The organism is Streptomyces sp. NPDC107581 (genome assembly GCF_055657175.1).
Map to the genome: position 1 here is coordinate 136,163 of NZ_JBVKBH010000004.1, position 13,745 is coordinate 149,907.

The window sequence follows — 13,745 nt, forward strand, 5'->3', positions numbered from 1 at the left end:
GGACCTTCTCATCAGCGGGAGGCGTGCCGGCCGCACGGAGCCGTTCGGCGGAAGGCCGCGGTGGAAGGTACGAATTCCCGTGCCGTCAGCGGGAGGAGACCGTGCAGGTCGCCTGCCCGCCTGCCGGCGGTTCAGCGTTCCGTGGTGCAGCAACCGCCGTCGGCGTCCGGGACCGCTTCGAGGCGGCAGAAGCAGGACGCCCCGATCGGCACGTCCGCCGACGCGACGGCGATCTTCAGCTGCTGGGCCACGATCTGTGCCTCTCCGGTCTTGCCCAGCCGGACCAGGCACTCGTGCAGCCCGTGCAGGGACCAGACGTTGGCGGGGTGCTGCAATGCGCGCGGAAGGGTGTCGTCGAGTCCCAGGTCGGCCCGGTAGACCGCCTCGGCCTCCGCGACGCGCCCTCGTTCCAGGAGCAGGGCGCCGTACGCGTGCCGGGTGGGCTGCATCCATCCCCACGGCTCGTCGTAGGGAAGGCCGTCGTCCAGGGCGATCGAGCGTTCGAGCGCGGCGAAGGCGGTGTCATGGTCGCCCTTGCGGTACGCGAGTTCGCCGTCGAGCATCGCCGACGCGACCGCCAGGATGTCGGCACAGGTGTTGTTGAACAGCATGCGGGTCGGGGGCACCCGGGCGACCGCCTCGCCGAACAGCCGGCGTTCGGCCTCGGCCTCGGCGACACGGCCCGCGGCCGAGAACGCGACGCCCCGGGCGTAGTGCAGCATCGCCGTGCTCACGCTGTAGAGGTCCGAGTCGGCGGGCATGGGCAGCCGCAGGATGTCGCTCCAGCGGCCGAAGCGGACCAGTACGTGGACCCGCATCGCGAGGAAGCCTTCCAGCCAGTCGGCCATGGGCGGGCTCTGCACGCGCAGCAGTTCCTCGGGGATCGACGCCTCCAGCCGGGCAGCGGTCTCCAGAGCGGTCCGGAACCGGCCGAGGAACATCGCGCCGTAGATCTTGAAATGGTAGTTGTGCGACCGGTACAGCGTGTAGAAGTTCATCGCCCCGGCCCGTGCGTGGAACTTCTCGTCGGCGACGATCGCCCGGTCGTTGTCCGACACCACGCGGCGGTAGTCGCCGCAGAGCACCTCGATGTGTGAAGGCATGTGCTGCAGGTGGCCGGCGTCGGGCACCAGGCCGCGCAGCCGGTCGGCGACGGGCAGGGCCGCCTCGGGCGTCGGGGACATCTCCATCAGGTGGATGTACATGTGCAGGACGCCGAGGTGCCCGGCTCCGGCGTCCGTCGCGACCGCCCGGTCGAGGACGGCCTTGGCCTCCAGCGTGCGGGCGCCTTCGGCCGGTCCACCCGTCCACAGGTTCCACAGCTGCCAGGGGGTGAGGTTCATGAGCGCGTCGGCGTACAGCGTGGTGATGTCGAGGTCGTTCGGGGCGAGTTCGTGGACGGCGCGCATGCTGTCGGCGTACGGAGCGTTCCACACGGAGCAGTCCTCGACGGCCTCCGCCTGCGGATAGCGGGCGCGCAGCGCGCCGATCAGGGCCCGTTCGACGGGCGTGCCGCCGGCCTCCGCCTTCTCGTGGGCCAGTTCTACGGCGGCATGGGTGCGTTCGACGGTGCGTGCGAGGTCCTGCTCGTCGAAGAACTCCCACGGCTTGTTGTAGTTGGGGCCGAGCGCGTAGGCGATGCCCCAGTGGGCCATGGCGCAGCCCGGGTCGGCAGCGGCGGCGGCCTCGAAGCAGGAGACGGCTTCCTCGTGGTTGAACGCGTACGTCCAGACCAGTCCGCGGTCGAACCACAGTTGTGCCTCGGCGGAGGAGGTCGTCACGGGGCGGCTGTACGTGCCGAGATCGTAATAGTCCATGGAACTTCCCTGACCACCCGGCCGCCGAGGCGCCGGAAACCGACCGCATGGATGTCACAGAGCGCGCACTGCGCAGCATAGTGACCCGAGTCGTGACTTGGTCGGCAGTTCGTGGGTGGTGGGCGGGTCCGGAGTCCGAAGGCCGGCGGCGCCGAGGGAGGCGTACCGGCGGCGGCGTCGGTCAGGTGGTGTCCGGAACACCGCCGGCGTCCGGGCTCGCGTCGGCCGCCGCGCCCGGCAGGTAGCTCGCCAGGCCGCGCAGGATGATCTCCAGGCCGATGTCGAACCTCTCGTCCGAGGAGTCGGTCACCATCAGCCCGGCCAGGGCGCGCAGATGGGGAAAGTCACCTGCGGGCAGGGACGCGAAGTAGTTCTGCATCTCGTCCGCCATCTCGCGCCAGTCGGGGCGGGCCAGGGAGGACCCGTCACCGCCCTGCTGGGCGGCCCGGTCCTGCCACATGCCCTCCTCCAGGACGAACCCGTCGATGTAGGTGGAGATGAGGTCGCCGGCCTCCGCCGCGATCCGGTCGGGCAGCCCTGCGGTACGGAAGACGGCGAGCAACGCCTCCACGTGCGGCAGCAGTTCGGCGGTGAAGGGGACGTGGGCCATGGAGATCCTGGCCATGTCCCGGTGGGACAGCAGGCGCTGCCGCCCTGAGCGGGCGAAGTCCCGTACCTGCTCCTGCCACCGCTCCCGGTCGGGTTCGGGAATCGTGAAGCCGTCGAAGAGCCGGGTGTACATCAGCTCCAAGAGGTCGTCCTTGGAGCTGACGTGGGCGTAGAGGGCGGAGACCGTGACCCCCAGTTCGGCCGCCACCTGGCGCATCGACAGTCCGTCGAGCCCCTGGCGGTCCAGCACGGTGAAGGCGGCCTCGACGACCCGTTCGCGCGACAGCGGTGTGCGCGCGGGGGCGACACGGGCGCGAGCGGGGCGCTCACGCTCCCAGGGGGAGGGCGGAGGGGGTACGGGGGTGTCGGCGGCCGCGTCGGTCATGAGGACAGTCTAGGCGTCGGGAGAACAGTGTTCTCTTCGGCGAGCGGCGTTCACTCCCGCGGCGTCATCCCCTCGCTGCCATCCCCTCGCCGTCACCACTGTCACCACCACTCTCACCACCATCACCTCCCCCACGCATCGCGGCACGTCCGCACCCCCGCACCCCATGAACGCGATATATCTTGTCCGCGCGACAGGATTGCGCTATATCTTAATGAACACCGTTCTCCCGGTGAGCACTGTTCTGTTAAGGTGAACAGCGTTCGATGGCGCGTTCGGCAGTCCATCCGTGTCTCCCCGGGCCGTAGCTGCAAGCCGGGCAGTCACTTCCATCCGTCCCACCGCGCCCGCGGGTCACCACCGCGGCGCGGCCCTTTTCCGAGGAGTTCCGATGTCCACCACCGGTGTCGCGTCCACCGAGACGCCCACCGACTCGCCAGCGCCCTACCGGTGGCGCTGGGCTGCGCTCTTCGTGATCCTCGCGGCCGAGGTGATGGATCTCCTCGACGCCGTCGTCACGAACATCGCCGGCCCCTCCATGCGGGCCGACCTCGGCGGCGGAGCCTCCACGCTCCAGTGGCTCGCCGCCGCATACACCCTCTCGATGGCCGTCGGTCTCGTCACCGGGGGGCGGCTCGGGGACATCCACGGGCGCCGCCGGATGTTCCTGGTGGGGGCCGCCGGCTTCACTCTGGGGTCGCTGCTGTGCGCGATCTCCGTGTCGCCCGAGATGCTGATCGCCGCACGCGTCGTCCAGGGACTGTTCGGCGCGGTGATGCTGCCGCAGGGCCTCGGCATGATCAAGGAGATGTTCCCGCCGAAGGAGTCGCAGAAGGCCTTCGGCATGTTCGGCCCGGTCATGGGACTGTCCGCGGTGTGCGGGCCGATCCTGGCGGGCTGGCTCGTGGACGCCGACTACTTCGGCACCGGCTGGCGGATGATCTTCCTGATCAACCTGCCGCTGGGTGCCGCGGCATTCCTCGGAGCGGTGCGCTACCTGCCGAGGGGCCGGTCCGCCGACAAGCCGCGGCTCGACATTCCCGGCATGCTCCTGGTCTCGCTGGGCGCGCTGCTCATCATCTTCCCGCTGGTCCAGGGCCGCGAGTACGACTGGCCGGTGTGGACGTTCGTCATGATGGCCGCCTCGGTGGTCGTCTTCGTCGCCTTCGGCAGCTACGAGTCGCGCCGCAGCAAGGCCGGCCGTGACCCGCTCGTCGTCCCGAGCCTCTTCCGCAAGCGTGGGTTCAGCGGCGGCATGACCCTCGGGCTGGTCTTCTTCTCGACCATGCAGGGCTTCATGCTGGTCTTCAACCTCTACACCCAGATCGGCCTCGGCTATTCGCCGCTCAAGGCGGGCTTGGTCATGGTCCCCTGGTCGGGCGGCATGATCGTCGGCTTCGGGATCGCTCAGGGTGTCGCCCGGTTCGGACGGGCCGTACTGCAGGCGGGCGCGCTGGTCATGGCGGTCGGCGTGTTCGGAGTGTGGCTGACCCTCGACCAGGTGGGAAGCGGCGTCGGCCCCTGGCAGCTCCTGCCGTCCCTGCTCGTCACCGGCATCGGGATGGGCCTGCTCATGGCGCCGTTCTTCGACATCGTGCTCGCCAGTGTCGAGCAGCACGAGACGGGTTCGGCGTCGGGCACGATGACCGCGGTGCAGCAGCTCGGCGGCGCCTTCGGCGTGGCCATCCTCGGCACCGTGTTCTTCGGCCTGCTGGGCGGCGGCATCGCCACCGCCGTCGACCACCGCGCGGACGGTCTGCGGGGGCAGCTGGCCGCCGCGCACGTCGCACCCGCCGCCCAGGAGCGCGTCGTGGCGGACCTGCGCAGCTGCGCCTCGGACCGCGCCGTCGCCAAGGATCCGGCCGCGACCCCGGCGTCCTGCGCGCGCCTGGAGAAGGACACCCGGTCCGCCGTGACCTCGCCCCAGGCCGGCGCCCGGATACCCGAGGTGCTGACGGCCACCGCGTCGTCGGCCTTCCGAAGCGGTTTCGGCTCGGTGATGAAGACAGTGCTGTGGATCGTCGACGGCATGCTCGCCCTGACCTTCCTGCTCGCGTTCCTCCTGCCGCGCCACGCGCGCCCCGAGGAGTCCGCCGGGCACTGAGCCCTGCCGCACCATCAGCGGCGTACGGGACGGCCGGGCACCCCTCTCCAGGGGTGCCCGGCCGTCCCGTACGCGCTGAGCGGCCAGGACACGGTCGGACGAGCGAACGGGCCGGTGGCCGCTCCTTTCCCAGCGGGCCACGTGCCCATGCCGGTTGAGTACGCGTGCTCAGGCAAGCCGCCCGGATCCGCTCGTAGCGTCCGGCTTCCGATCTCCGGACCGCGGGGCCTCCCGACCGCCGGACCTCGCCGATGAGCAGGAACCTGTCGCAGAGGTCCGTGCCGCCGTCGCGGTCACCCAGGGCGAGGAGCGCCGCCGCCCTCGTGCCGGTCGCGGGTTCGCCCTTCACTTGAGGCCGCTGAGCATGACGCCTCGGATGTAGTGCTTCTGCAGCAGCAGGAAGAGGGTCAGGACCGGCAGGATGCTCAGGACGAGGCCGGCCATGACGATGGGCATCGTGCGGGTCGGGTCGACGTAGTCCTGCAGGAGCTGGATGCCGACGGGCAGGGTCATCACGTCCGGGTCGGCGGTCGAGACGAGCAGCGCCCAGATGTACTCGTTCCAGGCGTCGACGAAGGTCAGCAGCCCGAGCGTCACCAGGACCGGCTTGGTCTGCGGCACCACGATCCGCCACCACACGGCGAACTCGCCGGCGCCGTCGATGCGCGCGGCCTCCAGGACCTCGTCCGGGATCGACACCATGAACTGGCGCATCAGGAAGATCCCGAAGCCGTTGACGAGGAACGGCATGGCGAGCGCCGCGATGCTGACGGTCAGGCCCGCACCGCCGCGCCCGAAGAGGTCGTTGCCGCCCGCCAGCGGCCAGTGCACCAGGATGAGGAAGTGCGGGATGAAGAAGAGGAACGGGGGGAACATCATCGTCGCCAGCACCAGCCGGAAGATGAAGTTCCGGCCGGGGAAGCGGAGTTTGGCGAGCGCGTAGCCGGCGAGCGACGACGTGAGCAGCACCGAACCGGTGATCAGGGCGGTGGCGATGACGCTGTTGCGGAAGAGCACCGGCAGATCGAGCTGGTCGATCGCCGCCCGGTAGTTGGACAGGTCGAACGCCTCGGGCAGGAACCGGTACGGCAGTGTGCCGGACTCGCCGGGCCCCTTGAAGGACGTCATCACCATGTCGAGGAACGGCACCACCGTGAGCAGGGCGCCGGTCACGACCACCAGATACGAGAGCCACGGGAAACGGTGGCGCTTCATGCGTCCTCCCCCTTGCGCCGGAAGATCCACAGCTGCACCAGCGTGACCACCAGGACCACGACGAACAGCACGAAGGCGGCGGCGCTCGCAGTGCCCCAGTCGCCGTACGAGAAGGCCTGCCGGTACATCTCCAGCGCGGCCACATCGGTCGCATCGCCCGGTCCGCCCTTGGTCATCACGATGATCAGCGCGAACGACTGCAGTCCGGTGAGGAACTGGGTGATGCACACGAACAGCAGGGACGGCCGCAGCAGCGGCAGCGTGATCCTCCAGAAGACGGTGCCGGGCCCGGCGCCGTCGAGCGCGGCGGCCTCGTAGTACGACTCGGGAACGGACTTCAGTCCGGCGGTCAGGATGAGGATCGCCGAGCCGACCGAGGCCCAGGCCTGTACGACCACGACCGAGGGCAGCGCGGTGTCGGGATCCTGCAGGAACGCCACCGAGCCGAGCCCGAGGGCGTTCAGCACGCCGTTGACGAGGCCGCCCGGCTCGTACATGTACTTCCACACGTTGCCGACGGCGACGACGGTCGTGACGATCGGCAGGAAGTACAGCGTGCGCCACAGCCCCTGGAACCGCAGCTTGTCGATGCAGGTGGCGACGAGCACGGAGCCGGCGAGCGCGAGGGCCACGGTGCCCAGGGCGAACAGCAGCGTGTTGGTGAGGATCGGCGCCAGGAACGTCGATCCGTCCGCGAAGAGGCCGGTGAAGTTGTCCAGTCCGACCGGGCGGATGTCGCCGAGGTCGAACCCGGCCCAGCGGGACATGGACAGCAGCAGGGCGAAGCAGAGCGGCAGGATCAGGAAGACCGCGAAGAACAGCAGCGTCGGGGCCAGGAAGAGGTAGGCGACCACGGCCTGACGGCGCCGGGTCCGACCGCGGCCGTCGACGGCGGGCCCGGCGGACCGCGGTCCGTGCACCCGCTCGGCCGTCTCCGGTGCCAGGGTGTTCACCATGAGCGGGCCACCTCCTGATCGACCTGACGGCGGGTGGTGCGCAGTGCCTCGTCGACCGACTGCTGACCGGTCCACAACGCCTCGATGTTCTTGCGCAGCAGCGACTTGGCCTGCTGCGCGCCCGGTACGTTCGGTTCCGGCACCGCATACGCCAGCGCGTCCAGGAACGGGCGCAGGTTCGGATCGCCGCCCTTGCTCAGGAGCGCCCGCATGTCGTCGGAACGGCCGGTCAGCGAGCCGACCGACACCTGCAGGGCGCTCATCCGGGTCGCTGTCGCGCCCTTCTCGGCGCCCTTCGCCCTCACCTTCTCGGTGTTGAGCCAGCGCAGGAACTCCCAGGCCTCGCGCGGGTGTTCACTGGCCGCGTTGACCCCCAGCATGAATCCGGTGGAGAGCGTGGCGCGCCCGTCGTCCGCCTCGGGGACGGGCACGGGCGCGACGCCCACATCGCGGTAGTCCCTGCCCATCAGCTCCTTCAGACTTCCGGTCCACCAGCCGGCGCTCACCACCATGGCCACCTGCCCGGACGGGAACGCCTTGTAGACGTTGACGCCGGGGGCGCTCGCACCTCTGGCGACGAGGCGGTGCTCCAGATCGAACACGGCCCGGCCGGCCGGCGAGTCGATGGCGGTGCTCCTGCCGTCCGCGGAGACAAACGTTCCGCCGGCTGCGTTCAGCAGGGCGAGCGTCTGGCCGACGGTGGTGGAGTCGTCGTAGGTGGACAGTCCGAACCCCTGGACCAGCGTGTTGCCGTACCGGTCCCGCCTTGCGGTGCGGTAGGCGGTCTCCTCCAGCTCCCGCCAGGTGCGCGGCGGGCCGTCGATGCCGGCCTCGCGCAGCAGCCGTTTGTTGTAGTAGAGGGCGTACGTCTGCACCTCGGTGGGATAGCCGTAGACCTTGCCCCCCACCGACGAGGAGCCGACCGCGGCCTCGCCGTAGCCGCGCCTGATCTCCTCGGCGTGCTCGGACGGAGCGGGCCGCAGGACGCCGGACCGCACGAGCTGGCCGTTCCACAGGCAGTACGGGTGGAGGATGTCGGCGCCCTGGCCCGCGGCCTGCCGGACCATGAACGTGGTCAGCAGGTCCGTGAACTCGACGGCCTTCGTCCGCACCTTGACCCGGTCGTGCGTGGCGTTCCACTCGTCGACCGGGCCCTGCAGTGCCTCCTTGAGTTCCCCGCTCGCATAGTGGGACAGCAGGGTGAGGACGATCGGGTCCCCGGCCCGCCCGGTGCCCTGGTGCGGCGCGGCGCATCCGGAGGCGAGCAGCGCCGAGGGAAGCGCGAGCACGAAGTGGCGGCGGCCCAGGCCGAGGGCGGGGCGGGACGGCTGACCGGGGCTCAGCCCGGCGGCGGGGCTGTACGGCTGACCGGAGCTCAGGCCGGTGGTGCGGCGAGCGGGCTGGCTGGGGCTCGGGCCGATGGGCCGGCGAGACGGCCGGCCCGGGCTCGGGCCGCCGGCGCGGTGGGCGGGTGTCATCGGGCGGCCTCCCGCCGCATCACGCGGAACACCCGGGTCGTGGTGAAACCGGTCGTGCGGTACAGATGGCCCGCCGGGGACCGCTCGCCGGTCCACAGGAACCACGCCGAGTGCGCACCGCGCGCCCGCATCCGCTCCAGGACCAGGTGGAGCAGGACCCTGCCGAGTCCGGTGCCGCGCATCTCCTCCAGCACACCGAACGGGCCGAACCGCTCGTCCGCCGACTCGTACGCGCCGTGCATCGCCCAGCCGGCCATGCGGCCCGAGGGGTCCTGGACGACGACGATCCGGTCGAGGGGCGTGCCCGCGGCCGGGCACTCCCGGATCACGCGCGCCCAGTCGGGGTTGAAGTGGTTCCCGGCGAGCGCGACGAGTGTCACCAGGTCGTCGTCGGACGGAGTGGCGAACCGGTAGCCCTGCGCCGTCAGTTCGTCGATGCGGAGAGCGACGTCCTCCGGCAGCCGGTAGCCCACCAGGCTCCGGTCCATCGCCGCCGCCTCGTACAGGGTGCGAAAGCCCAGGGACTCCAGGAGCCCGGCCGCTTCCGGGTACGTCTCGGCGTCCAGGCCGGGGAGGATGTAGTTCGGGGTGTACGAGGAGAAGTCGACCCGGGTGCGGCCGTGGCGGTGGAGCCAGTCGAGGGCGTCGGTCAGCAGCCTGCGGCCGAGGCCGTGCCCGCGGGCGGCCGGGGCGACGAAGAAGAACGGGATCCAGCCCTGCTCCGGCTCCAGGTCGGTGCCGGTCAACGGCGTCAGACGGCGCACCGCGTAGGCGGCACCGATGACACGGTCGCCGTCGACGGCGACCCGGAGCCCCTCGGGATCGAAGTTGGCGTCGAGCAGCACCAGGGAGCGGAAGCGGTCCGGGGTGATGGGGTCGGCCGGCGCACTCCTGCGCCACGCCTCCACCAACCGCGGGCCGTCGCCCGCGCGAAAGCCACGCGTCCCGGCCCGGGATTTCGTCGTGCGATCGGTCATCGACGGGGGTTGTCCTTCCATACGCAGGTCGCGGACGGCCTCCGACGTCGCCCGCAGCGCTGTCTCGGTCCACTCGGAGACGATCGGCCCGACGGTCCCGGCCGGGTCGGCCCGGAGCTGCTCCGCGAACCGCTGCTCGGCGGGGGCAGGGCGGCCCGGTCGGCGCGCATGCGCAACAGGGCCTCCGTGGGCGGCTGTTGGATCTGCACGGACGTCCGCTCCTTTCAACGGCAGAGCAGCGGGTCGCGGCGGCGGGGCAGACGGTCTCAGGGGTAGAGCAGCACGTCGCCGGCCGCCCACCGGCCGGGCGGTGCCGGCGGATCGCACAGCGGCAACGGGTCGGCGCCCGCGTCGACGGCACGGCGCAGCCGGTCGGACCCCCACAGCAGGTCGATGAAGTGGCTGTGGCCGGTGCCTTCCGCGCCGCCGTCCGCGGGGCGCCAGGCGAAGTCGTCCGGGTACAGCCGCCGCAGCGTGGCGAGCATCGCGACGGCGGTACGCACGGGAGCGAACGCCGCTCGGTCGGTGATGTGGAGCTGGACCCCCCGCAGCGGCCGTCCGGCGTGCTTGTGGAAGGTCGGTACGTACCGCAGATCACGGAAGTGCACTCCCGGCAGGGCGAGCTCGGCGAGCGAGGGCGCGAACCGCGCGTCGATGTACGGGGCCCCGACGATCTCGAAGGGCTGCGTGGTACCTCGGCCCTCCGAGAGGTTCGTCCCTTCGAACAGACAGGTGCCGGGGTAGACGGTGGCCGTGGCGGGCGTCGGGATGTTCGGAGAGGGCGCGACCCAGGGCAGGCCGGTGCTCTGTGCGTCCATCGCACGCCGCCAGCCGACAGCCTCGATCACCGTCAGGTCAGCCGCCCGGCCGGCGAGTTGGGGCACGGCCGAGGCGTTGAAATGCCGGGCGAGTTCACCGCAGGTGAGACCGTGCCGGACGGGAATCGCGGCGCGCCCCACGAAACTGGCCCACGCCGGGTCGAGCAGCGGGCCCTCGCTGACGAGTCCGCCGACGGGATTCGGCCGGTCGGCGACCACGAACCGTACGCCCGTACGCGCCACCGAGACCATCAGGTCGAACATGGTCCACACATAGGTGTAGAACCTGGCCCCGATGTCCTGCAGGTCGTACACCAGGGCGTCCACGCCACTGCCGAGCAACAGCTTGTCGAGGCGCTCGCCACTGCACCGGTAGGTGTCATGGACCGGCAGGCCGGAGCTGGGGTCCCGCAGGCCGACGGGTGAATCCAGCAGCCCGACGGTGGGGTCCTGCGGGCCGATGGCGGGATCCGGTGGACCGGCGGCGGGAGCCGGCAGCCCGGCAGTGGGAGCGGGCAGCCCGGCAGTGGGATCTGCCTGAGTGGCCTCGCTCTCGCCGGCCTGGCCGGTTCCGTGCAGGCCGTGCTCGGGTCCGAACAGGGCGACCAGCCGCGCGCCGGCCTCCAGCAGCGCGGGCGCGGCCGGGCGCAGGTCGGGCAGGACGCCGGTGTGGTTGGTCACCAGCCCGAGCCGGCCGGGCCCGGCGAGTGCGGGCGACGCGTGCAGGCGTGCGATCCCGGTCGTCACCGCGACGCGGTCGTCCGTGCTCATCCATTGCCCCCGTCTGCCGGTGACATCTCGAAGCGGCGCTCGGAAAAGTACGTTGTGGGCGTTCTTGGAATTCGGGAATGGTTTATCACAGTTCGCACACAGGGAGGCCCCGGGATCCCTTGCGGCGTCCGGGGCGTCCCACCTGTGCGCTCACGGCGCGGGGCAGGCCGGCGCCGGGGGCGGTTGCTTCAGCCGCCTCAGCGCACGACCTTGATTAGGACAGGACCTGTCCTTTGGCTCGACCATGGCGGAGGTGGCGATGGCCGACCGGCAACATGACGGCCGGGACACCACGGCTGCGGTGGCTGCCGGCCGGCGAGCGGCGACGGCCTCGGGCTTGAGCAGACCACCGGGTTCGGGTGGCCGGGCCGGCGAGGTGGATCGTCCTCAGTCGTCGAGCAGCCGCCAGCTGGTGAGGGCGATCTTCGCCCTCACCAGCCCTGTGGGTTCGGTGATGTCGATGCCCAGGGTCCTGCCGATCTGTTCGAGGCGGCGGGCGACGCTGCTGTGGTGCAGGTGGAGAAGGTCGGCGGCCCGTCGTTGGGAGCCCGTGGTGCAGTAGGCGTCCAGAGTCTCCAGATCGTGCGGACTGTCGGCGATTCGGGCGATCGCGATCACGTCGGCGTTGACGCGCGCGGCGCTCTGGGGCACTTGGGCGAGCAGCGCCAGCGCCCCCAGGCCGTCGTAGTGGACGACCGGCCGGCGTGAGGTGGTGAAGCGGAGGGCGGTGCGGGCTTCCCGCCAGGAGCGGTCGGGACTTTCGGCGGCGCCGATGCCTGCGCACACGCCTGCCGGAAACCGTGCCGGGTCCACGGTGGTGGCCAGGATGACGCCCACGTCGGCGAGCGACGCCGCCTTCACCGGGCGGGCCGGGCAGATCAGGCCGCCGATCTGGTCGAGCGGACGCCGGGACCGTACGGCGACGACGCGGACGGGCGGCTCGGCAGGGAAACCCAGGAGCCGCAGCGCCCGGGCCCGGGCCGCCTCGTCGCTGTCGGAGCTGATCACCAGTTCGACGAGGCCGGGGTCGGCCATGGTGGTGCGGGCCGGGCCGTAGCGTTCCACGACGGCTGCGGCGGCGATGGCGAGCCGGTCCAGCAGGGCCTCGTCGAGCGGGCCGGACGGGCCGGGGCGTTCCAGCCACACCGTACCGATCTCCTCCTCGTCGAGCGTGACCGGCACGGTGGTGGACGCGGGCGACGTCGGGGCGGGCGCCTCCCTGCCGTCGGGCGCCATGCGGATCGCCCGTCCCGTGTCGTGGAGCCGAATCCCGGCCACGCACTCGGCGAGGCCCGCCGAGGCCCGGGCGAGCGCCGGGAGGTCCACCCGTCGCCGCATCAGGGTGTCGTAGAACATCACGACGCGGATGGCGCCTTCGGCCTGGGAATCCAGGTGCGACAGCCGTGCGGCGAGTGCCTCCATCACAGCAGGATAGGGCCCCCATGGCCGCAGGCCGGGGCGCCGGTCGGTGCGTGATCCGGCAGGGATGCCCGGCAGTTGGCGGATGATGTCGGGAGCGATGTCCGTGAGGATGACGGACATGGATCCCGAACTCGAAGCCTTCATACCGCTGTTCCCCCGCTCCGACCTGTCCGACCCGGCCACCGCGCGCAGGAGCCTCGCGGAGCTGGCAGCCGCGGCGCCGGCACCGGACACCTCCGGCATGGAGATCGAGGACCGCACGGTGTCCGCCGATCCGGATGTCGCGGTGCGGATCTACCGCCCGCACCAGGCTCAGGGCGCCGTCATCTGGCTGCACGGCGGCGGATTCGTCATGGGTGACCTGAACACCGAGCACCCATGGGCCGCCCGGATCGCGGACAACTCCGGCGCTGTGGTGATCTCGGTGGGCTACCGCCTGGCGCCCGAGCACCGGTATCCGGCCGCCCTGGACGACGTCTGCACCGTGCTGAGCTGGGCTGCCGAGAACGCAGCCGAACTCGGCCTCGATCCTGACCGGATCGCGGTCGGCGGGCACAGTGCCGGCGCGGGGCTCGCGGCAGCGGTGGCGCTGCGGGCGCGCGACCAGCAGGGGCCGCCGATCCGCTTCCAGTTGCTCAACCAGCCCGAGCTGGACGACCGTCAGGAGACCTGGTCCGCACGTCACTTCACCGACACGCCGTGGATGACGCGGGACAAGATCGCCGCCTCGTGGCGGCACTACCTGGGCTCCACGCCTGCCTCACCGCACGCGGCCCCGGCGCGGGCCGCCGATCTGTCCGGCCTGCCGCCCGCCTACATCGCCACCGCGGAGTTCTGTCCCAACCGCGACGAGGGCATCGGCTACGCGCTGCGCCTGCTCCAGGCCGGCGTGCCGGTCGAGCTGCACCAGTGGCCGGGCACCTTCCACGGGTCGCAGGCGATCCTGTCCGCCGAGGTGTCCCAGCGGCAGATCGCCGAACTCGCCGCGGCGCTGCGCCGCGCGCTGGCCGAGTGACACGGCCGCAGCCGGCCGACGCCGTGCCACCCGGCACCGGATGAAAGACCACCACAGGAAGGGCATCTCAATGACGGACCGGTCCACGGCTTGCGGCGTCTCTTGTTCCGGCACCCTGCGCGAGGTGAGAACGGGCAGCGCGGGCGGGTGATCCCTGCCGGGGTCGCGCGAGGCCCAT

The 13,745-nt window shown here is 71.3% G+C and carries 10 protein-coding genes; 2 read left to right on the top strand and 8 right to left on the bottom strand.

Annotated elements, in window-relative coordinates; translation table 11 throughout:
• Positions 1-131: 131 nt before the first annotated feature.
• Both ACZ7P3_RS10595 and ACZ7P3_RS10600 read right to left on the bottom strand, forming a co-directional pair.
• Positions 132-1,817 carry a tetratricopeptide repeat protein gene (locus ACZ7P3_RS10595; protein ID WP_472080520.1) on the bottom strand — a complete coding sequence of 562 codons (1,686 nt, stop codon included), beginning with the start codon at positions 1,815-1,817 and terminating at the stop codon, positions 132-134.
• 181 nt (positions 1,818-1,998) lie between these two features.
• On the bottom strand, positions 1,999-2,811 hold the full coding sequence (locus tag ACZ7P3_RS10600; RefSeq protein ID WP_472080521.1) for a TetR/AcrR family transcriptional regulator: 813 nt from the start codon (positions 2,809-2,811) through the stop codon (positions 1,999-2,001).
• Between the two features lie 391 nt (positions 2,812-3,202).
• On the opposite strand from ACZ7P3_RS10600, the gene ACZ7P3_RS10605 reads away from it, so the two are divergent.
• Entirely contained in the window at positions 3,203-4,915 is a 1,713-nt protein-coding gene (locus tag ACZ7P3_RS10605) for an MFS transporter (protein WP_472080522.1), read from the top strand.
• Between the two features lie 345 nt (positions 4,916-5,260).
• On the opposite strand, the gene ACZ7P3_RS10610 is transcribed toward ACZ7P3_RS10605, so the two are convergent.
• The 6 genes from ACZ7P3_RS10610 to ACZ7P3_RS10635 all read right to left on the bottom strand — a co-directional run bounded on the left by ACZ7P3_RS10610 (position 5,261) and on the right by ACZ7P3_RS10635 (position 12,552).
• Entirely contained in the window at positions 5,261-6,130 is an 870-nt protein-coding gene (locus tag ACZ7P3_RS10610; RefSeq protein ID WP_472080523.1) for a carbohydrate ABC transporter permease, read from the bottom strand.
• Entirely contained in the window at positions 6,127-7,086 is a 960-nt protein-coding gene (locus ACZ7P3_RS10615) for a carbohydrate ABC transporter permease (RefSeq protein ID WP_472080524.1), read from the bottom strand. Before ACZ7P3_RS10615 ends, ACZ7P3_RS10610 begins: the two co-directional genes overlap by 4 nt.
• Positions 7,080-8,564 carry an ABC transporter substrate-binding protein gene (locus ACZ7P3_RS10620; protein WP_472080525.1) on the bottom strand — a complete coding sequence of 495 codons (1,485 nt, stop codon included), beginning with the start codon at positions 8,562-8,564 and terminating at the stop codon, positions 7,080-7,082. Before ACZ7P3_RS10620 ends, ACZ7P3_RS10615 begins: the two co-directional genes overlap by 7 nt.
• On the bottom strand, positions 8,561-9,541 hold the full coding sequence (locus ACZ7P3_RS10625; RefSeq protein WP_472080526.1) for a GNAT family N-acetyltransferase: 981 nt from the start codon (positions 9,539-9,541) through the stop codon (positions 8,561-8,563). The genes ACZ7P3_RS10620 and ACZ7P3_RS10625 overlap by 4 nt, the downstream gene beginning before the upstream one ends.
• Before the next feature lie 266 nt (positions 9,542-9,807).
• Positions 9,808-11,130: an exo-beta-N-acetylmuramidase NamZ family protein gene (locus ACZ7P3_RS10630; RefSeq protein ID WP_472080527.1), complete on the bottom strand. Its 1,323-nt coding sequence runs from the start codon at positions 11,128-11,130 to the stop codon at positions 9,808-9,810.
• 387 nt (positions 11,131-11,517) lie between these two features.
• Positions 11,518-12,552 (bottom strand): PucR family transcriptional regulator, encoded by a 1,035-nt coding sequence (locus ACZ7P3_RS10635; RefSeq protein WP_472080528.1) that lies wholly within the window; start codon positions 12,550-12,552, stop codon positions 11,518-11,520.
• A 118-nt stretch (positions 12,553-12,670) separates the two neighbouring features.
• On the opposite strand from ACZ7P3_RS10635, the gene ACZ7P3_RS10640 reads away from it, so the two are divergent.
• Positions 12,671-13,567, top strand: a complete 897-nt coding sequence (locus ACZ7P3_RS10640; protein ID WP_472080529.1) for an alpha/beta hydrolase — start codon at positions 12,671-12,673, stop codon at positions 13,565-13,567.
• Positions 13,568-13,745: the final 178 nt, after the last annotated feature.

What these genes read in the sequence shown, in the direction of transcription:
- ACZ7P3_RS10625 (WP_472080526.1), bottom strand. Translation starts at nt 9,541, where the DNA reads ATGACCGATCGCACGACGAAATCCCGGGCCGGGACGCGTGGCTTTCGC.
- ACZ7P3_RS10600 (WP_472080521.1), bottom strand. Translation starts at nt 2,811, where the DNA reads ATGACCGACGCGGCCGCCGACACCCCCGTACCCCCTCCGCCCTCCCCC.
- ACZ7P3_RS10615 (WP_472080524.1), bottom strand. Translation starts at nt 7,086, where the DNA reads ATGGTGAACACCCTGGCACCGGAGACGGCCGAGCGGGTGCACGGACCG.
- ACZ7P3_RS10620 (WP_472080525.1), bottom strand. Translation starts at nt 8,564, where the DNA reads ATGACACCCGCCCACCGCGCCGGCGGCCCGAGCCCGGGCCGGCCGTCT.
- ACZ7P3_RS10635 (WP_472080528.1), bottom strand. Translation starts at nt 12,552, where the DNA reads ATGGAGGCACTCGCCGCACGGCTGTCGCACCTGGATTCCCAGGCCGAA.
- ACZ7P3_RS10630 (WP_472080527.1), bottom strand. Translation starts at nt 11,130, where the DNA reads ATGAGCACGGACGACCGCGTCGCGGTGACGACCGGGATCGCACGCCTG.
- ACZ7P3_RS10640 (WP_472080529.1), top strand. Translation starts at nt 12,671, where the DNA reads ATGGATCCCGAACTCGAAGCCTTCATACCGCTGTTCCCCCGCTCCGAC.
- ACZ7P3_RS10610 (WP_472080523.1), bottom strand. Translation starts at nt 6,130, where the DNA reads ATGAAGCGCCACCGTTTCCCGTGGCTCTCGTATCTGGTGGTCGTGACC.
- ACZ7P3_RS10595 (WP_472080520.1), bottom strand. Translation starts at nt 1,817, where the DNA reads ATGGACTATTACGATCTCGGCACGTACAGCCGCCCCGTGACGACCTCC.
- ACZ7P3_RS10605 (WP_472080522.1), top strand. Translation starts at nt 3,203, where the DNA reads ATGTCCACCACCGGTGTCGCGTCCACCGAGACGCCCACCGACTCGCCA.